Origin of the sequence: Arthrobacter phoenicis (assembly GCF_047238215.1) — a bacterium.
Lineage (GTDB): Bacteria > Actinomycetota > Actinomycetes > Actinomycetales > Micrococcaceae > Arthrobacter.
In genome coordinates this window covers 510,709-535,691 of record NZ_JBDFMK010000001.1, presented here as the reverse complement: position 1 = coordinate 535,691, position 24,983 = coordinate 510,709, and the positions used below count along the sequence as shown (strand labels likewise).

Sequence of the window (24,983 nt, the reverse complement as noted above, 5' to 3'; positions counted from 1 at the left end):
CTGACAATTTTTCCAGGCCGCCACAATGTCAGTGTTCTAAGGCAGGATAGGTCTGTGAGCACAGCGAAGACCGCAGCAGACAGCGAATCCACGGCCACCGCCCCCGGCAGCGACGGCGGCGCCGTCCCGTCCGAGGCCATCCGCGAGGAGTACGAGCAGCTGGTCGAGGAGGTCCGCAAGCACCGCTTCGCGTACTACCAGGAGGACGCCCCGGTCATCTCCGACGCCGAGTTCGACGAACTCTACCGGCGGCTGGAGACGCTCGAGGCCACCCACCCCGAGCTGGTCGCCAACGACTCGCCCACCCAGGAGGTGGGCGGCGAGGTCTCCGCCGCGTTCACCGCCGTCGAGCACCTCACCCGCATGTACAGCCTCGAGGACGTCTTTTCGGTCCAGGAAGTGGAGGCCTGGATCGCGAAGGCGGAGGCCGGCATCGCCAAAATCGGCAACGGCGGCACCCCGCCGCAGTGGCTTACCGAACTCAAGATCGACGGCCTGGCCGTCAACCTGCTCTACCGCGACGGCGTCCTGGTCCGCGCCGCCACCCGCGGCGACGGCACCACCGGCGAGGACATCACCCATAACGTCCTGACCATCAAGGAAATCCCGCAGCGGCTCACCGGCACGGACTTCCCCGCGGAGATGGAGATCCGCGGCGAGGTGTTCATCCCGTCCAAGGATTTCGCCGCCTTCAACGAGGCCCTGATCAACGAGGGCAAGGCCCCGCTGGCCAACCCGCGCAACGCCGCCGCCGGGTCGCTGCGGCAAAAGGACCCGGCCGAGACCGCCAAGCGGCCGCTGAAAATGTACGTCCACGGCATCGGTGCCCGCGAGGGCCTGCAGACCCGGAGCCAGTCTGACACCTACCGCCAGCTCGCAGACTGGGGCCTGCCCACCAGCCCCTACTTCGAGGTCCTGCCCGGCCTGGCCGAGGTGCTGGACTTCATCAAACGCTACGGGGACAAGCGGCACAGCCTCAGCCACGAGATCGACGGCATCGTCGTCAAGGTCGACGACCTCGCCACCCAGCGGGCGCTCGGCTACACCAGCCGCGTGCCCCGCTGGGCGGTGGCGTACAAGTACCCGCCCGAAGAGGTCAACACCAAGCTGCTGGACATCGCCGTCAACGTCGGCCGCACCGGCCGGGTCACCCCGTTCGGCATCATGGAGCCGGTCAAGGTCGCAGGCTCCACCGTCAGCATGGCCACCCTGCACAACCAGGACGTGGTCAAGGCCAAGGGCGTCAAGATCGGCGACATCGTGGTGCTTCGCAAGGCCGGTGACGTGATCCCGGAGATCGTCGGCCCGGTCCTGGCGCTCCGGGACCAGCAGGACCCGCCGGTCCGGGACTTCGTCATGCCCACCGAATGCCCATCCTGCGGCACGCCGCTGGCCCCGGGCAAGGAGGGCGACGTGGACATCCGCTGCCCCAACGCCAGGTCCTGCCCCTCGCAGCTGCGCGAGCGCGTCTTCCATGTCGCCAGCCGCGGCGCCTTCGACATCGAGGCGCTCGGCTGGGAGGCCGCCGTCGCGCTCACCCAGCCAACCGAGCCCGAGACCCCGCCACTGACCAGCGAGGCGGCCCTGTTCCGCCTCACCCCCGAGGATCTCGCGGACGTCCGGATCCGGCGCGAGAAGCGCAGCAAGGGCGTGGGCACCGGCGAATACGAACTGGTTCCGTACTTCTACACCAAGGGCACGGCCAAGAACCCGTCCAAGCCCACGGCCAGCACCGTCAAGCTCTTCGCCGAGCTGGAGAAGGCCAAGTCCCAGCCGCTCTGGCGCGTGCTGGTGGCCCTCTCCATCCGGCACGTGGGGCCCCGCGCGTCCCGTGCGCTGGCCACCGCGTTCGGCAGCATGGACGCGATCCGGCAGGCCTCCGAGGAGGAACTGGCCGGGGTGGACGGCGTGGGACCGGTGATCGCCGTGGCGCTGAAGGAATGGTTCGCCGAGGACTGGCACCGCGAGATCGTGGACAGCTGGGCCGCGGACGGCGTGCGGATGGAGGACGAGGTCGACGACTCCACTCCGCGCACCCTGGAAGGCCTGACCGTGGTGGTTACCGGCAGCCTGGAGGGCTTCAGCCGGGACGAGGCGAAGGAAGCCATCCTGATCCGCGGTGGCAAGGCCGCCGGCTCGGTCTCAAAGAACACCGACTACGTGGTGGCCGGGGAGAACGCGGGCACCAAGCTGGACAAGGCCGAGCAGCTGGGCCTGCCGGTGCTGGACGAGGACGGCTTCCGGGCACTGCTGGCCGAGGGACCGGCAGGCGTCGGCGGCGAGGCCGTTGCGGAGGCTGACGCCGGGGCCGACGCCGAATGAGCGGGGCGGACGCGAACTTCCCCGACCCGGAGGCGTTCCTCGCCCTGGCCCGGGAGGCGGCCGCCGCCGGCGCCGCCGTGCTGGCCGGCCGCAGCTCGGCGGACCTGGGCGTCAGCAACAAGGGCGACGCGGGGGACTGGGTCACCGACTTCGACCTCGCCGCCGAGGCCGCGGTCCGGGGCGTCATCACGGGCGCCCGGCCCACGGACACCATCACCGGCGAGGAGGGCGGCACCGTGCTGCCCGCCGACTCCAGCGGCTACCGCTGGTCCGTCGACCCGCTGGACGGCACCACCAACTTCATCCGCAACATCGTCTACTACGCCACCTCTGTGGCGGTCGCCGGGCCCGACGGCGCCTGGCTGGCCGGCGTGGTCCACGCCCCGGCACTCGGCCGGGTCTACTACGCATCCCGCGGCCAGGGCGCCTGGCTCGAGGAGAACGGCCGCCGGACCGCGCTGAACGGACCCGTCCAGGGCAGGACCGGCCAGATCCTGGCCACCGGCTTCAGCTACGACCCGGCGGTCCGCGCCGAGCAGGCCGCCGGCCTGGCGCACCTGATGGGCGGCTTCGCCGACGTCCGCCGGCTGGGCTCCGCCGCGCTGGACCTCTGCCTGGTGGCAGACGGAACGCACGACGCCTACGGCGAACGCGGCCTGAACGAGCACGACTTCGCCGCCGGCGCCCTGATCGCGGAGGAGGCCGGTTGCTGGGTCCGCCGGCCGCGGCTGACCAGCGTGCTGAACGGCGGGCCCTCGGACGAGGAACGCCTGGGTGCCTGGACCTGCGCCGGGCCGCTGGAGCTCTCCGGCACCTTCCCGCTCTGATACCTCAGTCACGGAAAGGGGCGTTTGGCCGGGTGGCCCGCACGGCTGCCCGTACCATTGTCAGGTGCCTTCGCAGATCCTCATCCGGCCCGCCGTCCCGGCCGACTTCGACGCCGTCGCCCGCATCACCACCGACGCCTACCTCGCCGCGGGGTACTTCGACGACGCCGACCACCCCTACATGCGCCAGATCCGGAAGGTCGCCGAGCGCAACGACAATGCCGTCATCTGGGTGGCCGAACGCGCCGGCGAGGTCATTGGCTCCGTCACCCTGGCCGTCGCGGGGGAGCCGTACGCGGACATCGCCCTGCCCGACGAACTGGAATTCCGGATGCTGGTGGTGGACCCGGCCGTGCAGCGCAGCGGCGCCGGCAAGGCCATGGTCGAAGCCATCATCAACCACGCACGGACCCTGCCCGGCGTCACCGGCGTGGCCCTCACCACCGGCCTGACCTGGGAAAGCGCCCACGGCCTTTATCAAAAGACCGGCTTCCAGCGGGTTCCGGAACGGGACTGGTTCGTCCCGGACACCCAGATCAAGCTGCTGGTCTACCGCCTCGATCTCTGACTCGGGATCTCCAGCACTGGACCTCTGCCGGCCGCCCTCGGGTAGGGTGGCCAGCATGGCACCCCGCATCCCCGAGACCATCGACCGGAAGCTCCTCGGCATCTACCTCTCGGACCACCTCACCGGCTCCACGGCCGGGCTGGGCCGGCTGGAACGGATGGCGAAAGACTTCACCGACACCCCCTTTCGTACCGAGCTCGCCCGACTGGTGGACGAGGTCAGCCGCGAGCGGGAGCTGCTCCGGAACCTTATCCACGAGCTCGGCGTCCCTCAGCGCCCGCACCGGCAGGCGGCGGCCTGGCTGGCCGAACACGCCGGCCGGCTGAAGCTCAACGGCCGGATCGTGGGCCGTTCCCCAATGACCCTGGTGCTCGAGTCCGAACTCATGCGCGCGGCCGTCCTCGGCAAGATCGGCGGCTGGCAGACCATCCTGGAACACGCCGCCGAGCTCGGCCTCGACCCTGCCACCTACGAGCGGCTGATCGAGGACGGCCACGCCCAAATGGAGATCCTGGGCCGCATTCACGAACACGCGCGGAAGAATGCCTTCCGGGCCGGCGGCAGCATCAGCGGCTGACGGCCACCCCGTAGCGGTGCTCCGGGCGGCCCGTGCTGCCATAGCGGAGCTGGATCTCGACGGCGCCGTCGTCCGCCAGTGAGGACAGGTAGCGCTGCGCCGTGGCCCGGGAGACGCCCACCCGGGTGGCCACCTCCGCCGCCGAATACTGCTCGCCGGGCTCGAGGGAGTCCAGCACGGCGGCCTCCGTCGCGGACCGCGGCCGGGCCGAGGCGGTGACGTCTCCGGGCATGAGGGCCCGTGTCGCCCGCTCCACGGTTTCCTGCGTCACGGCGCCCGGCTGGGTGAGGATCCGGCGGTACCGGGCGTAGGAGCGCAGCTGCTGGGAGAGCGACTCCGATGTGAACGGCTTGAGCAGGTAGCCCAGCGCCCCGCGCCGGAACGCCACCCGCAGCGAAGCGGTGTCCGCGGCGGCGGTCAACATGATCGTGTCCACATCCAGCTGGTGCAGCAGGTCCAGGCCGGAGGCGTCCGGGAGGTACACATCCAGCAGCACCAGGTCCGGGCGGAGGCTGTGGATGGCCTGTAGCGCCTGGGCCGCCGAGCCGGCCGGCGGCAGGGCCAGGAAGCCCGCCACGGAGTCCACGTAGGCGGCGTGCAGTTTCGCGACGTGGAAGTCGTCGTCGACGATCAGGACGCGGAAGTCCTCAGGCATCGTCCCCTCCTTCGGGGTTCGGGGTCATGGCGGTAGTGCCGGGCAGGGTGGCGAGGAAGACGGCGCCCGGGCCGCCGTGGCTGCCGCGGTCCAGGACGGTGACGTCCCCTCCCCGGCGGCGGGCCAGCTGCCGGGCCAGGGCGAGTCCCAGCCCCTGACCGGCACCGGCACGTGCCGGGGCCCGGGCGGTGGTGAAACCCTCGGCGAAGACCCCGTCCGAGCCAGCATCGGCCCCGCCGTCGGATGTGGGGAGCCCGTCGCCGGAGTCGGCCACGATGATATGCAGGGTTCCGGCGGCGCCGTCCGCACCCGGGCCGTCCAGCACCTCCACCTCCACCCAGCGGTCCGGGCCGGACCCGGCGACGGCGGCGTTCACGGCGTTGTCGATCAGGTTCCCCAGCACAGTGGTGACGTCCTGCGGCTCCACCACCTGGCCGCGGACCAGGGTCTCGGGGCCGAGGCGTAGGCTGACCCCGCGCTCGTCCGCCTCCACGCCCTTCGCGCCCAGGAAAGCTTGGAGGTAGGGATCCTGCAGCAGCTCGGCCTGGTCCACCGGGAACTTCAACGGGCCGGTGGCGGCCAGTCTGGCCAGATAGTCGCGGGCCTGCTGGTGCTGGCCGATGCTCATGAACCCGGCGATGGTGTGCAGCTGGTTGGCGAACTCGTGCCGCTGCGCCCGGAGCGCGGTGGAGAGGGTGCCGACGGCGTCCAGCTGCCGGGTCAGGTGCTGGAGCTCGGTGCGGTCCCGCAGCATGACCACCCAGCCCAGGTCCTCGCGCCCGTGCAGGGCCTTGCGGGCGCTGGCCACGAGGGACCGGCCCCCGGCCACCACCTCGACGGCGTCCGCCTCGGCCGCGTCCGCGCGGGTCAGCGCGTGCAGGGCGCCGGGGACGGGGGCGTCCGCCCAGGCGGTGCCGGCCAGGTCCGGCTGGTCCAGCATCCGCCGGGCCGCCGCGTTGAACACGCTGATCCGGCCGTCGGCGGAGATGCCGATGACGCCGTCGTCCACGCCCTGCAGCACCGCCACCTGGTCGTGGACCAGGGTGCTGATTTCCTCCGGCTCCAGGCCCAGGGTCAGCCGGCGCAGACGGTGCCGCAACAGGAAGGAGGCCAGCACCCCGGCCAGCAGGGCGCCGGCGGCGGTGAGGAGGATCGGGGCGATGTCCCGGCCCAGGCTCTGGCCGATTGATTCGGTGGAGTAGCCCACGCTGACCTCGCCCACCACCTGGCCCGTCGGCGCCCCGGCGCCGGGAGCGTAGACGGGGACCTTGGCGCCGGCGGAGGGGCCCAGGGTGCCGGTGTTCCGGGTGGTGACCTCCTTGCCGGAGAGCGCCTCGGACGGGTCGGTGCTGACCCGCTCGCCCAGCCGGTCCGCGTCGGGGTGGGCCAGCCGCAGGCCGGTCTCGTCGGTGATGACCACGAAAAGTGCCCCGGTCCGGGCGCGGGCGCCCTCCGCGGCGGCCATCAGCGGGCCGGTGAGCAGTTCGGCCGGCGGCGGGGTGCCGGGCTGGGCGCTGATCTGCTGCACCTCGGATCGGACGCCGGGGTCGGAGGCGACCGTGCGGGCCAAGGTCAGGGCCTGGTTTTCGGCCTCGCGGCCCAGCCGGTCGTAGGTCAGCCAGGCATGGACGGCGCCGCTGAGCAGCACCACCAGCGCCACGACGCCGAGCTGCAGCAGCAGCGTCTGCGTGCTGAAGCGCAGGGGAGTGCGGCCCGTGAGGGGTCCCATGGCGGCCTCCTGGGGCGGTCCGGCGTCGTCGATCGGGTGGTGAGCAAAATGAGCACAATGCGTCCAACAAGCAGTATGCCAATCAAATGCGGCAAAGGCATCACCGTGACGCACGCCACCCTAACGTCTGTAGTGCGCATCACAGCGGAGTGGTGCGGACCACTGAAGAAGGAGCCGGCTGTGCTGGTAATACTCGGATTCGCCATGATCGCGGTGTTCATGGTGCTGATCATGACGAAGAAGCTGACGCCGGTGCTGGCGCTGATCATCGTCCCCACTATTTTTGGACTCTTTGCCGGCGCGGGCCTGGGCATCGGTCCCATGGTGCTCGACTCGATGAAGTCGATGACCTCCACCGCCGCGCTGCTGATGTTCGCCATCATCTACTTCGGCCTTATGATCGACGTCGGGCTCTTCGACCCGCTGGTGCGGTTCATCCTGCGCAAGCTCGGCAATGACCCCGCCAAGGTGGTCCTGGGCACCGCGATCCTCGCCGCGGCCGTCTCGCTCGACGGCGACGGTTCCACAACCTTCATCCTGACCACCGCGGCGATGCTGCCGGTGTACCTGCGGCTGAAGATGAGCCCGGTGGTCCTCACCTGCGTGGCCGGCCTGGCCAACGGCACCATGAACATCCTGCCCTGGGGCGGTCCCACCGCCCGCGCCGCCACCGCGCTGAAGCTCGACGTCAACGACGTGTTCGTCCCGATGATCCCCTCGCTGGTTGTCGGCCTGGCCGTGGTCATGGTCTTCGCCTGGCTGCTGGGCCTGCAGGAACGCAACCGCCTCCGCGCCACCGCCCCGGAGATCTGGGCCGAGGGCGTTGAGTTCGGCGGAACGGCCGACGGCGGCACGGGCACCACTGGTTCCGGCACCTCCGGCCGCCGCGCCGGCCGCAACGGCACCCCGGCCGGCGGCGCCCCCGCCCCCGCCGGTGGCTCCGGCGTCGCCGTCCTGGAGCGCACCGAGGACCTCGTGGACGAGCGGGACTCCGCCATGGCGGACACCGCCCTGGACCCGAACCGGGCCACCCTGCGGCCGAAGCTGTTCTGGTTCAACCTGGCCCTGACCGTGGCCGTCATGGTGACCCTCGTGGCCAACATCATGCCCCTGCCCTTCGTGTTCATGGTCGGCTCGGCCGTGGCCTTGCTGGTCAACTTCCCGAAGATCAAGGAGCAGAGCGCGCAGCTGATCGCCCACGCACCCTCGATCGTCGCCGTCGTCAGCATGGTCATGGCCGCCGCGGTCCTCACCGGCGTCCTCAATGGCACCGGCATGGTCAAGGCCATGTCCGAGTGGCTGGTGCAGATCATCCCGTCCGACATGGGGCCGCTGATGGCCGTCATCACCGGCATCCTGAGCATCCCGATGACGTTCTTCATGAGCAACGACGCCTTCTACTTCGGTGTCCTCCCGGTCCTGAGCGAAACCGCCGCCCACTACGGCGTCGGCGCAGCGGACATGGCCCGCGCCTCCATCACCGGCCAGCCGTTCCACCTGCAGAGCCCCCTGGTCCCGGCCATCCTCCTGCTGGTCTCCCTGGCCAAGGTGGACCTGGGCGACCACCACAAGAAGGTCCTCTGGCGCACCGCCGTCATCTCCCTGGTCATGCTCGGAGTAGGCATGGCCACCGGAGCCATCGGCATCGGCTGAAACTCTCCGCGGCATCACGCGGACATTCTCCGCGTGCTCGCTCGTTCCTCGCTTAGACGCACGCTTCCGAATGCCCCCGCGCTGCCGCTGGCAGCGGACGACGACAGGCGGGAAACCCACCAACGATATCCAGGCTGCCTGGTTCGGAAATTCTCCGGGCCGGGCAGCCGTCGTTGGTGAGTGCGGCACTCCGGTGGTGGGACGGACATCCTGCCGGCTGCGTCTAAGCGAGGCACGAGCGAGCAGCCAAAGGATCGTCCGGCCCACCAACGGAAGGCGAGGCGGCGGGAAGGAGGGAAGGTGAGGCGGCTGAGGCTCGACGCCCGACGGCTGGAGGGCGTGGGGACACGTAGACTGGGACGGAAAATAATCCGAACCTTGCAGGGGAGATCCATGGCTGCGATCAACCGCGACGACGTCGCGCATCTCGCGCGTCTCGCGCACATCGAGATGAGTGCTGAAGAGCTGGACAGGATGGCCGGCGAGCTCGCCGTCATCGTCGAATCGGTCAAGTCCGTCAGTGAAGCCGCCGGGGACGACGTCCCCGCCACGTCCCACCCGATCCCGCTGACCAACGTGTTCCGCGAGGACGTCGTCGGCCACACGTTCACGGCCGAGCAGTCGCTCTCCGGCGCCCCCGACGCGTACGAGGGCCGCTTCAAGGTCCCGGCCATCTTGGATGAGGACTAAGACATGACTGACACCAACGAACTGATCCGCCTCTCCGCCGCCGCGCTCGCCGAGAAGCTGGCCGCCCGCGAGGTCACCGCCGTCGAGGTCACCCAGGCCTACCTGGACCGCATCGCCGCCGTCGACGGCCAGGTCAACGCGTACCTGCACGTCAATGGCGAGGAAGCCCTCGCCGTCGCCGCCGAGGTGGACGCGATCCGCGCCGCCGGCGGCGCCGAAGCCGAGGCCCTGCACGTGCTCGCCGGCGTCCCGATCGCCGTCAAGGACCTGATCGTCACCATCGGCCAGCCCACCACGGCCGGCTCGAAGATCCTCGAGGGCTGGCACAGTCCCTACGACGCCACCGTCGTCGAGCGCCTGCGCGCGGCCAGGATGCCGATCCTGGGCAAGACCAACCTGGACGAATTCGCCATGGGTTCCTCCACCGAGCACTCCGCCTACGGACCCACCCGCAACCCGTGGGACCTGGACCGCATCCCCGGCGGTTCCGGCGGCGGCTCCGCCGCGGCCGTGGCCGCCTTCGAGGCCCCGCTGGCCCTCGGCACGGACACCGGCGGCTCCATCCGCCAGCCCGGCGCCGTCACCGGCACCGTGGGCGTCAAGCCCACCTACGGCGGCGTCTCCCGCTACGGCGCGATTGCCATGGCCTCCTCGCTTGACCAGATCGGCCCGGTCTCCCGCACCGTCCTGGACTCGGCCCTGCTGCACCAGGTGATCGGCGGCCATGACCCGCGCGACTCCACCTCGCTCCCGGACCCGCTGGAGGACCTGGTGGCCGCAGCCCGCACCGGCAACGTCGAGGGCATGAAGATCGGCATCATCAAGGAACTCCACGGCGAGGGCTACCAGGCCGGCGTCGAGAATCGCTTCAACGAGGCCCTCGAGCTGCTCAAGGGCGCCGGTGCGGAGATCGTCGAGGTCTCCTGCCCGAACTTCAAGTACGCCCTGGGCGCCTACTACCTGATCATGCCCTCGGAGGCCTCCTCCAACCTGGCCAAGTTCGACGGCGTCCGGTTCGGCCTGCGCGTGCTGCCCGAAGAGGGTCCGCTGACGATCGAACGCGTCATGGGCGCCACCCGCGCCGCCGGCTTCGGCGACGAGGTCAAGCGCCGCATCATCCTGGGCACCTACGCCCTGAGCGCCGGCTACTACGACGCCTACTATGGCTCGGCCCAGAAGGTGCGCACCCTGATCCAGCGCGACTTCGACGCCGCGTTCGCCCAGGCCGACGTGCTGATCTCCCCGACGGCGCCCACCACGGCGTTCAAGCTCGGCGAGAAGCTCGACGACCCGCTGGCGATGTACCTCAACGACGTCGCCACCATCCCGGCGAACATGGCCGGTGTCCCCGGCCTGTCCCTGCCCGGCGGCCTGGCGGATGAGGACGGCCTGCCCGTCGGCGTCCAGCTGCTGGCACCGGCCCGGCAGGACGCCCGCCTCTACCGCGTGGGCGCCGTGCTCGAGTCGCTGCTCGAGGAACAGTGGGGCGGACCCCTGCTGGCGAAGGCCCCCGACCTGACCGACGCTTCTTCTTCGGCTGATTCTTCTGCGGCTGGCGCCGCCCTGAGCCACGGAGGTTCACACTAATGACTGACGCAACCCTCAGCTTCGAAGAAGCGATGGAGAAGTACGATCCCGTCCTCGGCTTCGAGGTCCACGTCGAGCTGAACACCAAGACCAAGATGTTCTCCTCCGCGCCGAACGTCTTCGGCGACGAGCCGAACACCAACGTCAACGAGGTGGACCTGGGCCTGCCCGGCGTCCTGCCCGTGGTGAACAAGACCGCGATCGAGTCCTCGATCAAGATCGGCCTGGCGCTGAACTGCAAGATTGCAGAGACCTGCCGCTTCGCCCGGAAGAACTACTTCTACCCGGACACCCCGAAGAACTTCCAGACCTCCCAGTACGACGAGCCCATCGCGTACGACGGCTACCTGGACATCGAGCTCTCCGACGGCACCGTCTTCCGGGTCGAGATCGAACGCGCCCACATGGAGGAGGACGCCGGCAAGCTGACCCACATGGGCGGCGCCGCCGGCCGCATCCAGGGCGCGGACTACTCCCTCGTGGACTACAACCGCTCCGGCGTGCCGCTGGTCGAGATCGTCACCAAGCCGATCGAAGGCGCCGGCAGCCGCGCCCCCGAACTGGCCAAGGCCTACGTCGCCGCGATCCGCGAGATCGTCAAGAACCTCGGCGTCTCGGACGCGAAGATGGAACGCGGCAACGTCCGCTGCGACGCCAACGTCTCGCTCCGCCCGCACGGCCGCGAACGCTTCGGCATCCGCTCCGAGACCAAGAACGTTAACTCGCTGCGCGCCGTCGAACACGCCGTCCGCTATGAGATCCAGCGGCACGCCGCCGTCCTGGACTCCGGTGAACCGGTCATCCAGGAGACCCGGCACTGGCACGAGGACACCCGCTCCACCACCTCGGGCCGGCCCAAGTCAGACGCGGACGACTACCGCTACTTCCCGGAACCGGACCTGGTGCCGGTGGTCGCCTCACGCGAATGGGTCGAGGAGCTCCGGGCCACCCTGCCCGAGCCGCCGGCCGCCCGCCGCAAGCGCCTGCAGGCCGACTGGGGCTACTCCGACCTGGAGTTCCGCGACGTCGTCAACGCCGGCGTCATGGACGAGATCGAGGAAACCATCGCAGCCGGCGCCACCCCCACGGTGGCCCGCAAGTGGTGGATGGGTGAGATCGTCGGCCGCGCCAAGAACGCCGACGTCGACCCCGGCCAGCTGGGCGTCAACCCGGCCACCATCGTGGAACTGAACACCATGGTGGAAGCCGGCAAGATCAACAACAAGATGGCCTCCGAGGTCCTGGACGGCGTCCTCGCCGGCGAGGGCACCCCGGCGGAAATCGTCGAGAAGCGCGGCCTCGCCGTGGTCTCCGACGACGGGCCGCTGCTCGAAGCCATCGACGCTGCCCTCGCCGCGCAGCCGGACGTCGCGGACAAGATCCGCGGCGGTAAGGTCCAGGCGATCGGCGCGATCGTCGGCGGCGTCATGAAGGCCACCCGCGGCCAGGCCGACGCCGGCCGTGTCCGTGAGCTGATCCTGGAACGCCTCGGCGTCGAGAGCTAGGTCCCGGCTACCAGTTAGTTGGCTCAACCACCCACCAGATCGGTCATGATCGTCTGCAGCGCCTCGCAGACCATCATGACCGATCGGCGTTTAAGGTTCTCCGGCCGGGCCAGCAGGTCGATCCGGCGCCGGGTGCTGATCCCCTCCAGCGGCTTGAGCACGATCGAGGGGTTCAGCACCGGCCGGGCGGTGTGGCGGGGGAGCAGCCCGATCACGCTGCCCGCGGCAACCAGCGCCGCCACGGTCGAGTAGTCGTTGATCCGGTGCACGATGTTCAGCTCCCGGCTGGCCACGGCCGCGACGGCGGAGAGCACGTCCGCCGGGGAGTACCCGGCGTGGCTGGTCACCCAGGGCTCGCCGACGACGTCGTCCGCGCTCACCGCCCGCTGCCCGGCCAGCCGGTGGCCCGCCGGCAGGGCCACATCCAGCGGTTCGTGCGCCAGCGGAATCACCGCCACCCGCTCCTCGGGCCAGCGCGGGCTGTGGTCCATCCGGTGCGCCATGACCAGGTCGTAGCGCGCCGTCAGGGCCGGGAAGTCCTGCTGGGCGACATCCTCGTCGGAGAGCCGCACCTCCGGCCGGCCCGGCCCCGCCAGCAGCCGGGCCAGCGGCGCGAACAACGCCTGCCCCGCGCTGTGGAACCCGCTCAGGGTCACCGGCGCGGCGGGGGAGCCGTGGTACTCGCCGATCGCTGCCCGCGCCTCGGCCATGGCGCTGACGACGGCGGCCCCGGCGTCGGCGAGCACCTGCCCGGCCTCGGTGAGCACCAGGTTCCGGCCCTCCTTGCGGGTCAACGGCACCTCCACGGAGCGCTGCAGCGCCGCCAGCTGTTGGGACACCGCCGAGGGGGTGACCAGCAGGGTTTCGGCGACGGCCTTGACGCTGCCCAGGGCGCCGAGTTCGCGGAGCATTTCGAGCTGGTGGATTTCCATGCCCACCATCCTATGGCTAAGGAAATGCTAAATCGTCGATTGAGAAATTTTCGGTTGTGCTAATGCATTTAGGCGGCTGTAATGGGGTGAGTTGACCCACACTTCGCCATCTCCCCGGCGGCAACAGCACAGTAAGGCAGGCCCATGAAGGCTCTCTACAAGTCCGGCGCGCACGCCGGATTCGACCTCGTTGACCGGCCGGAACCGGAGACCGGGGCCGGGGACGTCAAGATCCGGGTGATGACCACCGGAATCTGCGGCACGGACCTGCACATCCAGTCCTGGGACGCCTGGGCCCAAGGCATGATCAACGCCCCGCTTATCGCCGGCCACGAGTTCTACGGCGAGGTGGTGGAGGTCGGCGAGGACGTCCTGGACGTGAAGGTCGGCGACCGCGTCTCCGGCGAGGGCCACATCGTCTGCGGGATCTGCCGCAACTGCCGCGCCGGCCGCAAGCAGATGTGCATCAACACCGTCAGCGTCGGCGTCCAGCGCGACGGCGCCTTCGCCGAGTACGTCGTCATCCCCGAAACCAACGTCTGGGTCCACCACGACCCCTCCGTCACCCCCGAACTCGGCGCCATCTTCGACCCGTTCGGCAACGCCGTCCACACCGCCCTGAGCTTCCCGCTGGTCGGCGAGGACGTCCTGATCACCGGCGCCGGACCCATCGGCCTAATGGCGATCGCCGTCGCCCGCCACGCCGGCGCCCGCAAGATCGCCATCACCGACGTCTCCGCCCCGCGCCTGACCCTGGCCCGCACGCTCGGCGTCGACCTCGCGATCGACGTCTCCACCACCCGGGTCAAGGACGCCCAACGCGAACTGAGCATGCGCGAGGGCTTCGACATCGGCATGGAAATGTCCGGCCACCCCACCGCCCTGCCGGAAATGATCGAGAACATGAACCACGGCGGCCGGATCGCCATGCTCGGCCTGCCCAGCCAGTCCATCGACATCGACTGGGGCAAGGTGGTCACCCACATGCTCACCATGAAGGGCATCTACGGCCGCGAGATGTTCGAGACCTGGTACGCCATGAGCGCCATGCTCTCCTCCAACCCGGTACTGCACGCGAACATCTCCGCCGTCGTCACCGACACCCTGCCCGCCGCCGACTGGGAAAAGGGCTTCGAGATTGCCCGCGCCGGCGTCGGCGGCAAGGTCGTCCTCGACTGGACCGCCTTCTAGGCCGCGGCCCTTTCCGGTACCGTACAACCACCCACCCAGCCCAGGAGCGCACCGACCATGTATTCAGCCATCAAGGACCAGTTGCAGCACGAACTCGATGAGATCCGCAGCGCCGGCCTGTTCAAGACCGAACGGCACATCGACTCGCCGCAGGCCAACCGCATCACGGCCGGCCAGCTCGGCCAGCCCGGCACGGACGTGCTGAACTTCTGCGCCAACAACTACCTGGGCCTGGCCGACCACGCGGAGATCATCGCCGCCGCCAAGGACGCCATGGACTCCCGCGGCTTCGGCATGGCCAGCGTCCGCTTCATCTGCGGCACCCAGGACCTGCACCTGGCCCTGGAGGAGCGGGTCTCGGCGTTCCTCGGCACAGAGGACACCATCCTCTTCTCCTCCTGCTTCGACGCCAACGGCGGAGTCTTCGAGTCCCTGTTCGGCCCCGAGGACGCAGTCATCTCCGACGCCCTGAACCACGCCTCCATCATCGACGGGATCCGGCTCTGCAAGGCCCGCCGCTTCCGCTACGCCAACCGGGACATGGCCGACCTCGAGGCCCGCCTGATCGAGGCGGACAACCAGGAAAACCCGGCCCGCCGCAAGATCATCGTCACCGACGGCGTCTTCTCGATGGACGGCTACCTCGCCCCGCTCGAGGCGATCTGCGACCTGGCCGACAAGTACGACGCCATGGTCATGGTGGACGACTCGCATGCCGTCGGCTTCATGGGCTCCACCGGCGCCGGCACCCCGGAACACGCGGGCGTCTCGGACCGGGTGGACATCTACACCGGCACCTTCGGCAAGGCCCTGGGCGGCGCCTCCGGCGGCTACGTCTCCGGCCGCCGGGAGGTCGTCGCCATGCTCCGGCAGAAGGCCCGCCCGTACCTGTTCTCCAACTCCCTGGCCCCCGCGATCGTCGCCGCCACCCTGAAGGCTCTGGACCTGGTGGAGAACTCCGCGGAGCTGCGCGGGAAGCTCTTCGCCAACGCCGGGCTGTTCCGCCGCCGGATGGCCGAGGAGGGCTTCGAGCTGCTCGACGGCGAACACGCGATCGTCCCGGTCATGTTCGGCGACGCCGTGATGGCCGCCAAGGTGGCCGACGCCATGCTCGGCCACGGCGTCTTCGTCACCGCCTTCAGCTACCCCGTGGTCCCCAAGGGCGCCGCCCGGATCCGCGTCCAGCTCTCCGCCGCGCACAGCACCGACGACGTCGAACGCTGCGTCCAGGCATTCGTGGCCAGCCGCGCGGAGGCCGCCGCCGCCGCGTAGCAACCCGGTCCGCAAGACCTGCTGACGGATGTCCCTGCGGGTGCGAGGATGGGGGACATGTCAGCTCAATACGATGTTGTGATTGCCGGCGGCGGCATCGCCGGACTGTCCCTGGCCTCGGCGCTGGCCGGCAAGTGCAGCGTGGCGCTGGTCGAGGCCGAGCAGACGCTGGGGTACCACACCTCGGCGCGCTCGGCCCGGCAGCTCATCCCCAGCTACGGCCCGCCCGTGGTCAGGGACCTGACGCTGCGCACCCTGGAACTGATCGGCACGCACGAGGGCACCCGCCCGGAACCCGTCCTCTCGCCCCGGCGGTTCATGCTGATCGGCGACGAGGACGCGGTCCGCGAGCAGGCCAGCGGCTTCATGCACCTGATCGGCCACGACGAGGCGCTCAAGCTCTGCCCGGCGCTGAAACCGGAGAGCTTCACCGCCGCCGGGCTGGACTCCGGCTCCTTCGCCTGCAACGCCTCCCTGCTGCTGGAGGACCACCGGGAGCGGGCCGTCGCCGGCGGCGTGGACATCATCACCGGCGCCCGCATCCACTCCGCGCAGCGCACCGGCTCCGGCTGGGAACTGGGCGCCGGGCAGGAGGCGCTCTCCACCGCCGTCGTGGTCAACGCCGCGGGCGCCTGGGCGGACGAGCTGGCCGTCCTCGCCGGCGTCGAGAAGCTGGGCCTGCAGCCCTACCGCCGCACCGCGGCGATCGTCGACGTCGAGAATCCGCTCCCGCCCGGCTGCCCGATGGTGGCCGCCACGGACAGCTTCTACTTCCGCCCGGAAGGCCGGCATCAGGTGTTGATCTCGCCCTCGGAGAAGGTCCCGAGCGGTCCCGAGGACGCCCGGCCGTACCCGGGAGACGTGGAGGCCCTGATCGCCCGCCTGAATGAGGTGACCACCCTCGGCATCAACGCCGTCAGCCGGGCCTGGACCGGGCTGCGCACCGAGGCCTCCGACGGCATCCCGGTGGTGGGGTTCGACGCCGAGGCGCCGGGCTTCTTCTGGCTCGCCGGCCAGGGTGGCTACGGCTTCCAGACCTCTTCCGGGATCGCCGAACTGGCCGCCGAATTGATCCTCGCCGGGCAGGCGGCGGGGGCGCCGTTCCCGGCCGATAGTCCGGCATCCCGGACAGCGGCGGCGTTGGCGGCGACGCGGATGTCCATCCGGGCCTGAAGAATGGACCCATGAGCACCCTGATCACCAATATCGGCGAACTGATGACGCAGGACCTTGAGTACCGGGTCCTGCACGATGCCGCCGTGGTTATCGAGGGCGAACGCATCGCCTGGCTGGGCCCCGCCGCGGACGCCCCGGCCGCGGACGACGCCGTCGACGCCGCGGGGCGCGCGTTGCTGCCCGGCTGGGTGGACTCGCACACGCACCTGGTCTTCGCCGGGGATAGGACGGCGGAGTTCGAGGCGCGGATGGCGGGGGAGGAGTACAGCGCCGGCGGCATCGCCGTGACCATGGGCGCGACCCGGGCCACCGGCGACTTCGACCTCACCCGCCTGGCGCTGGGCCGGGTGGCGGAGGCCGTCTCGCAGGGCACCACGTACCTGGAGACCAAGACCGGCTACGGCCTGGACGTGGACAACGAGGCCCGCAGCGCCCGCATCGCCTCCACGGTCGCCGACGAGGTCACCTACCTCGGCGCCCACCTGGTCCCTGCCGGCATGGACGCCGAGGAGTACACGGACCTGGTCTGCGGGCCGATGCTCGCCGCCGTCCGGCCCTACGTGCGCTGGGCCGACGTCTTCTGCGAACGCGGCGCCTTCACCGAGGAGCAGTCCCGCCGCGTGCTGGCGGCCTGCCGGGAGGCGGGCCTGGGCCTGCGGGTGCACGGCAACCAGCTTGGCGAGGGCCCGGGCGTGCGGCTGGCGGTGGAGTTCGGGGCCGCCAGCGTGGACCACGTGAACTACCTGTCCCGGGAGGACGTGCGCGACCTCGCGGACAGCTGGTCCGGCTGGGAAGCCGCGGCCGGCGCGGGGGAGCGCGGCACGGTGGCCACCTGCCTGCCCGCCTGCGACCTCTCCACCCGGCAGCCGCTGGCTCCCGGCCGCGAACTGCTCGACGCCGGCGTGCAGCTGGCCCTGGCCTCCAACGCCAACCCCGGCACCTCCTACACCAGCTCCATGGCCTTCTGCGTCACCACCGCGGTGCTGCAGATGCGGCTCAGCGTGCACGAAGCGGTGCGCGCCGCGACCTACGGAGGGGCGCTGGCGCTGGGCCGGGAGTCGGGCAACGACGTCGACGGCGAACGCGCGGTGGGGTCGATCGCCGTCGGCCACCGGGCGGACCTGCACCTGCTCAACGCCCCCTCGGCCACCCACCTGGCCTACCGGCCGGGCATGCCGCTGACCCACGCCGTCTGGCGCGCCGGGGTCCGCGCCCGCTAGCGCGTCCTAGAACACCATGGGCGGGGCGTGCAGCACCGTCTCGTCCACGCGCCGCTCCACCCACTGGCTGAACGGCTTGTCGAGTTCATATTTGCCGTCCCCGGTGCGGTGCAGGGTGCGCAGCTCGGCGTTGTCCGGGTTGTTTAGCGACTCGAAGTACTCCACGGACCAGTGGAACCAGCGCATGCAGAACAGCCGCATGGTCAGCCCGTGCGTGACGAACAGGGCGTTGGGCGCGTAGTCCGGCTTGGACCAGTGCCGGTACAGGGTCTCCATGAACGAGGAGATCCGGTCGTAGACATCGGACCCGGACTCGCCCTCGCGGAACCGGTAGAAGAAGTGCCCGTAGGCGTTCCGGAGCTCCTTCTGGTCCTCGATGTCCCCGGCGATCTGGAAGTTCGCCCAGTCCTGCTCCCGCAGCCGGGGCTCCTCGATCACCCGCTCGGTCAGGGTGCCCAGGCCCAGCGCCTCGAGCGTCTGGTAGGCCCGCAGGTACGGGGAAACGTAGACGCAGACCTGCTGCCCGTCCAGCTGGCGGCGGAGTTCGGCGCCGGCGGCCCGGGCCTGCTCGACGCCCAGTTCGGTCAGCGGGATGCGGTAATCGGGCACCCGGTTGTAGATGGAGGTATCGGCATTGGCGGCGGACTGGCCGTGCCGGATCATCAGGATTTTCCCGGGCGCGCTCACAGCCCCAGCATAGGCGCGTCCGGCCAACTCCCGGCAACGGCAGGCAAGATAGGACCATGCTGGTTACCTCCCCCCGCCGCGTGCGGTTCGAAGTATGGATTGTGCTGGGACTCTCGCTGGGGCAGTCGGCGGTGTACTCGGTGGTGCAGCTGCTGGACAAGCTCTCGCAGGCGCCGCTGGCCGAGGGGACCTCCACGCTGAACCGCTCCCAGAGCAGCCGCGAGTACTTCGACCTGACCTACCAGCTGCTGGACATCATCTTCGCGCTCGTCCCCGTGCTGCTGGTGCTCTACTTCCTCACCGGTCCCCGCGAGCCGGGGACCCCCGGCGGCGGCTCGGCATTCCGGAAGCTCGGGTTCGATTTCGCCCGCCCCGGAAAGGACCTGCTGCAGGGTGTGGGCCTGTTCCTGCTGATCGGCATCCCGTCGCTGGGCCTCTACGCCGCCGGCCGGGCCCTGGGCATCACGACGGCGATCATCCCGAGCGCGCTGGGCACCTACTGGTGGACCGTGCCCGTTCTGATCCTCTCCGCCATCCGGCATGGGATCGTCGAGGAGGTGATCGTGGTGGGGTACCTGCTGGACCGGTTCGGCAAACTCGGCTGGCGGCTGCCGGCGGCGATCGCCGCGAGCTCCATCCTGCGCGGCAGCTACCACCTGTACCAGGGGTTCGGGCCGTTCATCGGCAACGCCATCATGGGCGTCATCTTCGCCCTGGTCTACACCCGGACCCGGCGGGTGATGCCGCTGGTGATCGCGCATGCGCTGCTGGACATCGTCGCGTTCGTGGGCTTCAGCCTGTTCGGCAAGGCGGTCGGCCTGGGCTGAGGTGTCCTGGGGTCTCCTGCGGTGCCGTCACCTGCCTTGACGAGTCGGGGATCGGCTTAAAGAGTTTCGGCCCCCGGCGGCGGGTGGCGTCATTGACACCCGCGGCCGGCGGCCGAAGTTGTGGCGGGCCGGAGCCCTAGATGGTGACGGCGCCGGAGGCGGTCTCGAAGGTGACCGAGAGGATGCCCGGCGTGCCGTGCGGGGCCTGCCAGTTCACGGCCACGTCCTCCAGCGGCTTCTCCACCGGTTCGCCCAGCCATTCGGTGACCCGCTGCGCGGAGCCGGCGATGGTCAGCTCGGACATCTTCACCGAGCTCTCGTAGGCGTTGGACGGGTGCAGTGCCGGGTCGCCCTCCCACTTGAGCATGTACGGCACCTGCGGATCCGCGATGAGGCCCAGGATGCCGATCTGCTTCCAGACCAGTTCGCGGCCATCGGGGAACTTGCGGTTGCCGTTGACCGCGGCGCGGCCCAGGCGTTCCTCGAAGGGTGCCAGGTCGTCGACCTCGACGCACCAGCCCATCCAGCCGCCGCCGGCGGCGGAGCGGGCGCGGACCGCCTGGCCGAACGGTGCCTTATCCGACGCCGGGTGGTCCAGGACCTCCACGACCTCCAGGTACTTGTGCCCGGCGAGCGGGATGATCATGTTGCGGGTGCCGAAACGGGGGTGCACGCCGCCCTTGACGGCCTCGACCCCGAGGGCCGTGGCGATACGGTCGGTGGTGGCCGCGAGGCCATCCTTTTCACAGGCGTAAGAGACGTGATCCATGCGCATGCCCTCATCTTGGCACTTTGTGATGGACCTCTCAGCTTAGGCTGTCCTAACCTCGCCGGGACCGTCCGGCGGACCCCCTTGCCGCCCGGCGCGGCCGCGGAAATCCGCCGGACAAGCCGTCCCGGGGATCGGTTTCTTCATCTTTGTCACAAAGCTATCCGGGCCGGTTTCCGGCTTCCTACACTGGGAGCAGGTCATGAGTGCCAGCGACAAGCCCCGGCTCGCTGGCCGGCAACCCTCCTTGCGCGGTGGGGTGCCCCGGGTGAAGACCTGGCCCTCCGGCGCCCGCCGGCGGGGCAAGCGCGGCGCCAGGGCCGTGCCGATTGTCCGGGACCTGCCAGCAGTGCTGGACCCGGGAGCCGGTGCCGTCCTGAGCCCAGTCACAGGAGACGCCATGTCCAACGCCTGGTCCTTTGAAACCCGCCAGATCCACGCCGGCCAGCAGCCGGACGCCGCCACCGGCGCCCGCTCGCTGCCGATCTACCAGACGACGTCGTTCGTCTTCCCGAGCGCCGAGAGCGCCGCGAACCGGTTCGCCCTGGCCGAGCTCGCCCCCATCTACACCCGGATCGGCAACCCCACCCAGGACGCCGTCGAACAGCGCATCGCCAGCCTGGAGGGCGGCCTCGGCGCGCTGCTGCTCAGCTCCGGGCAGGCGGCGGAAACCTTCGCCATCCTCAACATCGCCGAGGCCGGGGACCACGTGGTGGCCAGCCCCAGCCTCTACGGCGGCACCTACAACCTGCTGGCCCACACGCTGAAGAAGTTCGGCATCTCCGTGACCTTCGTGGCGGACCCGGACAACCTGGACCAGTGGCGCGAGGCGGTGCAGCCGAACACCAAGCTGTTCTTCGGCGAGGTGGTCTCCAACCCGCGCCAGGACGTCCTGGACCTCGAGGGCATCTCGGATGTGGCCCACCAGGCAGGGGTGCCGCTGATCGTGGACAACACCCTCGCCACCCCGTACCTGATCCGGCCGCTGGAATGGGGCGCGGACATCGTGGTGCACTCGGCCACCAAGTACCTGGGCGGCCACGGCTCGGCGATCGCCGGCGTGATCGTGGACTCCGGGAAGTTCGACTTCGGCGCGGACCCGGAGCGGTACCCCGGCTTCAACACCCCGGACCCGAGCTACAACGGGCTGGTCTACGCCCGGGACCTGGGCGCGGACGGCGCACTGGGGGCCAACCTCTCCTACATCCTCAAGGCACGGGTGCAGCTGCTGCGCGACCTCGGCTCCGCCGTCGCGCCCTTCAACGCCTTCCTGATCGCCCAGGGCATCGAGACGCTGAGCCTGCGGGTGGAGCGGCACGTCGCCAACGCCACCCGGGTGGCCGAATGGCTTGAGGGCCGGGACGACGTCGAATCGGTCGCCTACGCGGGACTGCCCTCGAGCCCCTGGTACGAGCGCGGCAGGAAGTACGGTCCGCGCGGCACGGGCGCCGTCGTCTCCTTCGTCATCGCCGGGGGAGTGGAGGCCGGCAAGCGCTTCGTCGACGCCCTGGAGCTGCACTCGCACGTGGCGAACATCGGCGACGTGCGCTCACTGGTGATCCACCCGGCGTCGACCACGCACAGCCAGCTCACCCCGGAGCAGCAGGCGGTGGCGGGCGTCCACCCGGGCCTGGTCCGGCTCTCGGTTGGCCTGGAGCACATCGACGACATCCTGGCGGACCTCGACGCCGGCTTCCGCGCCGCGAAGGCCGGCTAGTCCCGGGACCCCTGCCGGATTTCCCCACCTTTGCGGGCCCGACGGCGGCCGGCGCGGCGTGTCCGCGGCGACCCGCCGGCCGCGGCGCCCAAAGGTGGGGAAACGGCGCGGCCGGGCGGGCGGCTGTCACATGCAAGTCACAATCTTGGCCACGGCACCGCCCTCTTTCGTACACTCGGTGCAGGTCATGAGTGCCAGCGACAGCCCCGGCTTGCTGGCCGGCAACCCTCCTTTTGCGGCGGGGTGCCCCGGGTGAAGACCTGGCCTGCCGGTCAACTGACGGCAGGCAAGCGCGAAGTGAGGTCTTTTAACATGACGATTGCCGTCACCCGAACGGGTGTACCCGCCACCAGTCCCGCAGCAGGAAACACCGCCGTCCCCGACGGCACCGTGCAGTACGTGTCCGTCGGCGCTTTGGAACTCGAATCCGGGGCCGTCCTGCCGGAGGTGGTGCTGGCCTACGAGACCTGGGGCACCCTGAACGCGGACGCCTCCAACGCCGTCCTGATCGAACACGCCCTCACCGGGGACACCCACGTCACCCGCGGCGCCGGCGGGGAACCCGGCTGGTGGGAACAGCTCGCCGGCCCCGGCGCGCCCGTGGACACGGACCGGTACTTCGTGGTGTCCATCAACATCCTCGGCGGCTGCTACGGCTCCACCGGCCCGTCCACGCCGGCACCCGACGGCCGGCCCTGGGGGTCCCGTTTCCCGCTCGTCACCCTGCGGGACAGCACCGCGGCCGAGGCCCGGATGGCCGACGCGCTGGGGATCAACCGCTGGCACGCCGTGCTCGGCGGCTCCCTCGGCGGCGCCCGGGCACTGGAGTGGGCCGTCAGCTACCCGGAACGCGTGGGCCGCTGCGCCGTGATCGCCGTCGGCGCCTACAGCACCGCCGAGCAGATCGCCTTCGCCCAGGCCCAGACCCTCGCGATCCGGCAGGACCCGCGCTTCAATGGCGGCGACTACTACGGCGGGCCCGAGCCGCACGAGGGCCTGGCGCTGGCCCGGCGCATCGCGCACATCACCTACCGCTCCGCTGCCGAACTGGAGGGCCGCTTCGGCCGGACCGGGCAGGACGGCGAGACCCCGCTCGCACCCGGCCCGCTGTCCGGCCGCGGCCGCTACCAGGTGGAGAGCTACCTGGACCACCAGGGCAACAAACTGGTGCAGCGCTTCGACGCCAACAGCTACATCGCCATCACCGAGGCGCTGATGAGCCACGACGTCGCCCGTGGCCGCGGAAGCCTGCAGCAGGCGCTCGCCGGGGCCACCGCCGAGTTCTTCATCGCCGCCGTGGACTCGGACCGACTGTACTTTCCCGAACAGTCCCGGGAGCTCGCGGCGGCCCTGCCGGGGGAGGTGCCCGTGCACGTCATTTCCGCCCCGATCGGCCATGACGGGTTCCTGACCGAGATCGGCCAGCTGGGCGGCGTCCTCCGGGAGGCGTTCTTCGCCTGAGCCTTACGGCTTCTTCGCAGGCTCTTGCCGGGGACTGATGTGCAATTTTGCAGATAGGCTCTGCGCGATTGGTCGTTGAGGCTCCGGCGGTGACGCTCCATACTCGTGGAGAATGACCGCGTGTGGTCCAACTCACACGGAGTCAGCCCAGTAAGCCGCAGGGTGTCGATGGCGACACCGAAGGAGTTCTTATGAGCACGGAAAACGCCGCCGCGAGGCGCGCAGAGGAAACCGACGTTAAGGCGTCCGGCCTCAAGAAAGTCGTCGCCGCCTCCATGGCCGGCACGGTGGTGGAGTGGTACGAATTCTTCCTCTACGCCTCCGCCGCCACCCTGGTCTTCGGCAAGGCCTTCTTCCCCAATTCCCAGACTGAGTTGGACGGCATCCTGGCCGCCTTCCTGACCTACGCCGTCGGCTTCGTCGCCCGCCCCATCGGCGGCATCGTCTTCGGCCACTTCGGTGACAAGTTCGGCCGCAAGCAGCTGCTCCAGCTGAGCATCATCCTGGTGGGTGTCTCCACCTTCCTGATGGGCTGCCTGCCCACCTTCGCCCAGATCGGCTACTGGGCCCCGGCCCTCCTGGTCTTCCTGCGCTTCGCCCAGGGCTTCGCCGTCGGCGGTGAGTGGGGCGGCGCCGTCCTGCTGGTCGCCGAGCACAGCCCCAGCAAGTCCCGCGGCTTCTGGGCCAGCTGGCCGCAGTCCGCCGTGCCGCTGGGCAACCTCTTCGCCACCGCGGTGCTCTTCGTCCTCTCCTCCACCCTGTCCTCCGCCGACTTCCTCGGCTGGGGCTGGCGCGTGGCGTTCTGGCTCTCCGCCGTGATCGTCCTGATCGGCTACTACATCCGCACCAAGGTCAACGACGCCCCGATCTTCCTCGAGGCCCGTAAGGAGGTCGAAGCCGGCCACAAGGGCTACGGCGTCGCCGAGGTCTTCCGCCGCTACCCCCGCGGCGTCTTCACCGCCATGGGCCTGCGCTTCGCGGAAAACATCCTCTACTACCTCGTGGTGACCTTCTCCATCACCTACCTGAAGACCGTGGTCCACGCGGACACCACCCGCATCCTGCTCCTGCTGCTGGTGGCGCACGCGATCCACTTCTCCGTGGTTCCGATGGTGGGCCGGCTCTCCGACCGCCTGGGCCGCCGCCCGGTCTACATGGCCGGCGCCGTCCTCGGTGCCACCTGGGGCTTCTTCGCCTTCCCGATGATGGATACCGGCAACGACTTCATCATCCTGGCCTCTGTCATCATCGGCCTGCTGTTCCACGCCCTGATGTACGCCGGCCAGCCGGCCATCATGGCCGAGATGTTCCCGACCCGGATGCGCTACTCCGGCGTCTCCCTCGGCTACCAGGTGACCTCGATCGTGGCCGGCTCGCTCGCCCCGATCATCGCCGTCGCGCTGCTGGGTCAGTACAAGTCCTCCGTCCCGGTTGCCATCTACCTGGCGATCGCCTGCGCGATCACCGCCGTCGCGGTGCTCTTCCTGAAGGAAACCCGCGGCATCTCCCTGCACGACGTCGACGCCGCCGACGCCCAGGGCACGGCCGACCTCCTCGCCGCTGGCAAGAGGTAACAGGCAAGAAGTAACAGGCAAGAAATAGCAGGCAAACGCTACAA

At 70.0% G+C, this 24,983-nt stretch carries 21 protein-coding genes and 2 riboswitches; of the genes, 16 read left to right on the top strand and 5 right to left on the bottom strand.

Translation table 11 applies throughout. The features are described 5' to 3' along the window. Positions 1-54: 54 nt before the first annotated feature. From ligA to ABC337_RS02460, 4 genes are all read left to right on the top strand, one after another. A complete protein-coding gene (gene ligA / locus ABC337_RS02475; RefSeq protein WP_412882512.1) occupies positions 55-2,322 on the top strand; it encodes an NAD-dependent DNA ligase LigA in 2,268 nt (755 codons plus the stop codon). Beyond that, on the top strand, positions 2,319-3,149 hold the full coding sequence (locus ABC337_RS02470; RefSeq protein ID WP_412882513.1) for an inositol monophosphatase family protein: 831 nt from the start codon (positions 2,319-2,321) through the stop codon (positions 3,147-3,149). Before ligA ends, ABC337_RS02470 begins: the two co-directional genes overlap by 4 nt. A 64-nt stretch (positions 3,150-3,213) precedes the next feature. Beyond that, the gene (locus ABC337_RS02465; protein WP_290258445.1) at positions 3,214-3,717 is read left to right on the top strand and encodes a GNAT family N-acetyltransferase; all 504 of its coding nucleotides are present in this window, start codon (positions 3,214-3,216) and stop codon (positions 3,715-3,717) included. 55 nt (positions 3,718-3,772) lie between these two features. Beyond that, complete coding sequence (locus ABC337_RS02460) at positions 3,773-4,294, top strand: hypothetical protein (protein WP_412882514.1); 522 nt, start codon at positions 3,773-3,775, stop codon at positions 4,292-4,294. On the opposite strand, the gene ABC337_RS02455 is transcribed toward ABC337_RS02460, so the two are convergent. Continuing rightward, entirely contained in the window at positions 4,284-4,949 is a 666-nt protein-coding gene (locus tag ABC337_RS02455; RefSeq protein WP_412882515.1) for a response regulator, read from the bottom strand. The genes ABC337_RS02460 and ABC337_RS02455 overlap by 11 nt on opposite strands. Further along, positions 4,942-6,678, bottom strand: a complete 1,737-nt coding sequence (locus ABC337_RS02450; RefSeq protein WP_412882516.1) for a sensor histidine kinase — start codon at positions 6,676-6,678, stop codon at positions 4,942-4,944. Before ABC337_RS02450 ends, ABC337_RS02455 begins: the two co-directional genes overlap by 8 nt. Before the next feature lie 162 nt (positions 6,679-6,840). On the opposite strand from ABC337_RS02450, the gene ABC337_RS02445 reads away from it, so the two are divergent. The 4 genes from ABC337_RS02445 to gatB all read left to right on the top strand — a co-directional run bounded on the left by ABC337_RS02445 (position 6,841) and on the right by gatB (position 12,113). After that, positions 6,841-8,331: a CitMHS family transporter gene (locus ABC337_RS02445; protein WP_412883240.1), complete on the top strand. Its 1,491-nt coding sequence runs from the start codon at positions 6,841-6,843 to the stop codon at positions 8,329-8,331. 393 nt (positions 8,332-8,724) lie between these two features. Next, positions 8,725-9,021, top strand: a complete 297-nt coding sequence (gene gatC, locus ABC337_RS02440) for an Asp-tRNA(Asn)/Glu-tRNA(Gln) amidotransferase subunit GatC (RefSeq protein WP_011691167.1) — start codon at positions 8,725-8,727, stop codon at positions 9,019-9,021. Positions 9,022-9,024: 3 nt separating this feature from the next. After that, positions 9,025-10,608, top strand: coding sequence for an Asp-tRNA(Asn)/Glu-tRNA(Gln) amidotransferase subunit GatA (gatA, locus tag ABC337_RS02435; protein ID WP_412882517.1), 1,584 nt, complete (start codon positions 9,025-9,027; stop codon positions 10,606-10,608). Continuing rightward, positions 10,608-12,113 carry an Asp-tRNA(Asn)/Glu-tRNA(Gln) amidotransferase subunit GatB gene (gatB, locus tag ABC337_RS02430; RefSeq protein ID WP_412882518.1) on the top strand — a complete coding sequence of 502 codons (1,506 nt, stop codon included), beginning with the start codon at positions 10,608-10,610 and terminating at the stop codon, positions 12,111-12,113. The genes gatA and gatB overlap by 1 nt, the downstream gene beginning before the upstream one ends. 23 nt (positions 12,114-12,136) lie before the next feature. On the opposite strand, the gene ABC337_RS02425 is transcribed toward gatB, so the two are convergent. Then, on the bottom strand, positions 12,137-13,045 hold the full coding sequence (locus ABC337_RS02425) for a LysR family transcriptional regulator (protein WP_412882519.1): 909 nt from the start codon (positions 13,043-13,045) through the stop codon (positions 12,137-12,139). 144 nt (positions 13,046-13,189) lie between these two features. Here ABC337_RS02425 and tdh point away from each other — a divergent pair, with 144 nt between their 5' ends. From tdh to hutI, 4 genes are read left to right on the top strand one after another with little or no spacing between them, the layout of a single operon-like run. Beyond that, positions 13,190-14,236: an L-threonine 3-dehydrogenase gene (tdh, locus tag ABC337_RS02420; RefSeq protein ID WP_412882520.1), complete on the top strand. Its 1,047-nt coding sequence runs from the start codon at positions 13,190-13,192 to the stop codon at positions 14,234-14,236. 57 nt (positions 14,237-14,293) lie between these two features. After that, complete coding sequence (locus tag ABC337_RS02415; RefSeq protein ID WP_412882521.1) at positions 14,294-15,508, top strand: glycine C-acetyltransferase; 1,215 nt, start codon at positions 14,294-14,296, stop codon at positions 15,506-15,508. A 57-nt stretch (positions 15,509-15,565) separates the two neighbouring features. Next, positions 15,566-16,681, top strand: coding sequence for an NAD(P)/FAD-dependent oxidoreductase (locus ABC337_RS02410; protein WP_412882522.1), 1,116 nt, complete (start codon positions 15,566-15,568; stop codon positions 16,679-16,681). An 11-nt stretch (positions 16,682-16,692) separates the two neighbouring features. Next, positions 16,693-17,904, top strand: a complete 1,212-nt coding sequence (gene hutI, locus ABC337_RS02405) for an imidazolonepropionase (protein WP_412882523.1) — start codon at positions 16,693-16,695, stop codon at positions 17,902-17,904. 6 nt (positions 17,905-17,910) lie between these two features. Here the strand turns inward: hutI and ABC337_RS02400 are convergent, their stop codons facing one another. After that, on the bottom strand, positions 17,911-18,567 hold the full coding sequence (locus ABC337_RS02400; RefSeq protein ID WP_412883241.1) for a histidine phosphatase family protein: 657 nt from the start codon (positions 18,565-18,567) through the stop codon (positions 17,911-17,913). Positions 18,568-18,647: 80 nt separating this feature from the next. On the opposite strand from ABC337_RS02400, the gene ABC337_RS02395 reads away from it, so the two are divergent. Beyond that, positions 18,648-19,418: a CPBP family intramembrane glutamic endopeptidase gene (locus tag ABC337_RS02395; RefSeq protein WP_412882524.1), complete on the top strand. Its 771-nt coding sequence runs from the start codon at positions 18,648-18,650 to the stop codon at positions 19,416-19,418. 136 nt (positions 19,419-19,554) lie between these two features. Here ABC337_RS02395 and ABC337_RS02390 read toward each other — a convergent pair whose 3' ends face one another. After that, positions 19,555-20,193 (bottom strand): VOC family protein, encoded by a 639-nt coding sequence (locus ABC337_RS02390; protein WP_290258432.1) that lies wholly within the window; start codon positions 20,191-20,193, stop codon positions 19,555-19,557. Positions 20,194-20,385: 192 nt separating this feature from the next. Then, positions 20,386-20,502: riboswitch (SAM riboswitch) on the top strand. Between the two features lie 85 nt (positions 20,503-20,587). On the opposite strand from ABC337_RS02390, the gene ABC337_RS02385 reads away from it, so the two are divergent. The 3 genes from ABC337_RS02385 (at position 20,588) to ABC337_RS02375 (ending at position 24,939) form a co-directional block, all read left to right on the top strand. Further along, the gene (locus ABC337_RS02385; RefSeq protein WP_412882525.1) at positions 20,588-21,904 is read left to right on the top strand and encodes a bifunctional o-acetylhomoserine/o-acetylserine sulfhydrylase; all 1,317 of its coding nucleotides are present in this window, start codon (positions 20,588-20,590) and stop codon (positions 21,902-21,904) included. 183 nt (positions 21,905-22,087) lie between these two features. Beyond that, positions 22,088-22,203, top strand: a riboswitch (SAM riboswitch). 13 nt (positions 22,204-22,216) lie between these two features. After that, positions 22,217-23,365 (top strand): homoserine O-acetyltransferase MetX, encoded by a 1,149-nt coding sequence (gene metX / locus ABC337_RS02380; protein WP_412882526.1) that lies wholly within the window; start codon positions 22,217-22,219, stop codon positions 23,363-23,365. Positions 23,366-23,556: 191 nt separating this feature from the next. Next, positions 23,557-24,939, top strand: coding sequence for an MFS transporter (locus tag ABC337_RS02375; protein WP_412882527.1), 1,383 nt, complete (start codon positions 23,557-23,559; stop codon positions 24,937-24,939). Positions 24,940-24,983: the final 44 nt, after the last annotated feature.

Excerpts from the sequence above, each read along its gene's own strand:
- ABC337_RS02425 (WP_412882519.1), bottom strand. The coding sequence starts at position 13,045 with ATGGAAATCCACCAGCTCGAAATGCTCCGCGAACTCGGCGCCCTGGGC.
- ABC337_RS02455 (WP_412882515.1), bottom strand. The coding sequence starts at position 4,949 with ATGCCTGAGGACTTCCGCGTCCTGATCGTCGACGACGACTTCCACGTC.
- gatA (WP_412882517.1), top strand. The coding sequence starts at position 9,025 with ATGACTGACACCAACGAACTGATCCGCCTCTCCGCCGCCGCGCTCGCC.
- gatC (WP_011691167.1), top strand. The coding sequence starts at position 8,725 with ATGGCTGCGATCAACCGCGACGACGTCGCGCATCTCGCGCGTCTCGCG.
- ABC337_RS02415 (WP_412882521.1), top strand. The coding sequence starts at position 14,294 with ATGTATTCAGCCATCAAGGACCAGTTGCAGCACGAACTCGATGAGATC.
- gatB (WP_412882518.1), top strand. The coding sequence starts at position 10,608 with ATGACTGACGCAACCCTCAGCTTCGAAGAAGCGATGGAGAAGTACGAT.
- ABC337_RS02385 (WP_412882525.1), top strand. The coding sequence starts at position 20,588 with ATGTCCAACGCCTGGTCCTTTGAAACCCGCCAGATCCACGCCGGCCAG.
- ABC337_RS02400 (WP_412883241.1), bottom strand. The coding sequence starts at position 18,567 with ATGATCCGGCACGGCCAGTCCGCCGCCAATGCCGATACCTCCATCTAC.
- ABC337_RS02410 (WP_412882522.1), top strand. The coding sequence starts at position 15,566 with ATGTCAGCTCAATACGATGTTGTGATTGCCGGCGGCGGCATCGCCGGA.
- ABC337_RS02390 (WP_290258432.1), bottom strand. The coding sequence starts at position 20,193 with ATGCGCATGGATCACGTCTCTTACGCCTGTGAAAAGGATGGCCTCGCG.
- ABC337_RS02470 (WP_412882513.1), top strand. The coding sequence starts at position 2,319 with ATGAGCGGGGCGGACGCGAACTTCCCCGACCCGGAGGCGTTCCTCGCC.
- metX (WP_412882526.1), top strand. The coding sequence starts at position 22,217 with ATGACGATTGCCGTCACCCGAACGGGTGTACCCGCCACCAGTCCCGCA.
- ABC337_RS02395 (WP_412882524.1), top strand. The coding sequence starts at position 18,648 with ATGCTGGTTACCTCCCCCCGCCGCGTGCGGTTCGAAGTATGGATTGTG.
- hutI (WP_412882523.1), top strand. The coding sequence starts at position 16,693 with ATGAGCACCCTGATCACCAATATCGGCGAACTGATGACGCAGGACCTT.
- tdh (WP_412882520.1), top strand. The coding sequence starts at position 13,190 with ATGAAGGCTCTCTACAAGTCCGGCGCGCACGCCGGATTCGACCTCGTT.
- ABC337_RS02375 (WP_412882527.1), top strand. The coding sequence starts at position 23,557 with ATGAGCACGGAAAACGCCGCCGCGAGGCGCGCAGAGGAAACCGACGTT.
- ABC337_RS02460 (WP_412882514.1), top strand. The coding sequence starts at position 3,773 with ATGGCACCCCGCATCCCCGAGACCATCGACCGGAAGCTCCTCGGCATC.
- ABC337_RS02450 (WP_412882516.1), bottom strand. The coding sequence starts at position 6,678 with ATGGGACCCCTCACGGGCCGCACTCCCCTGCGCTTCAGCACGCAGACG.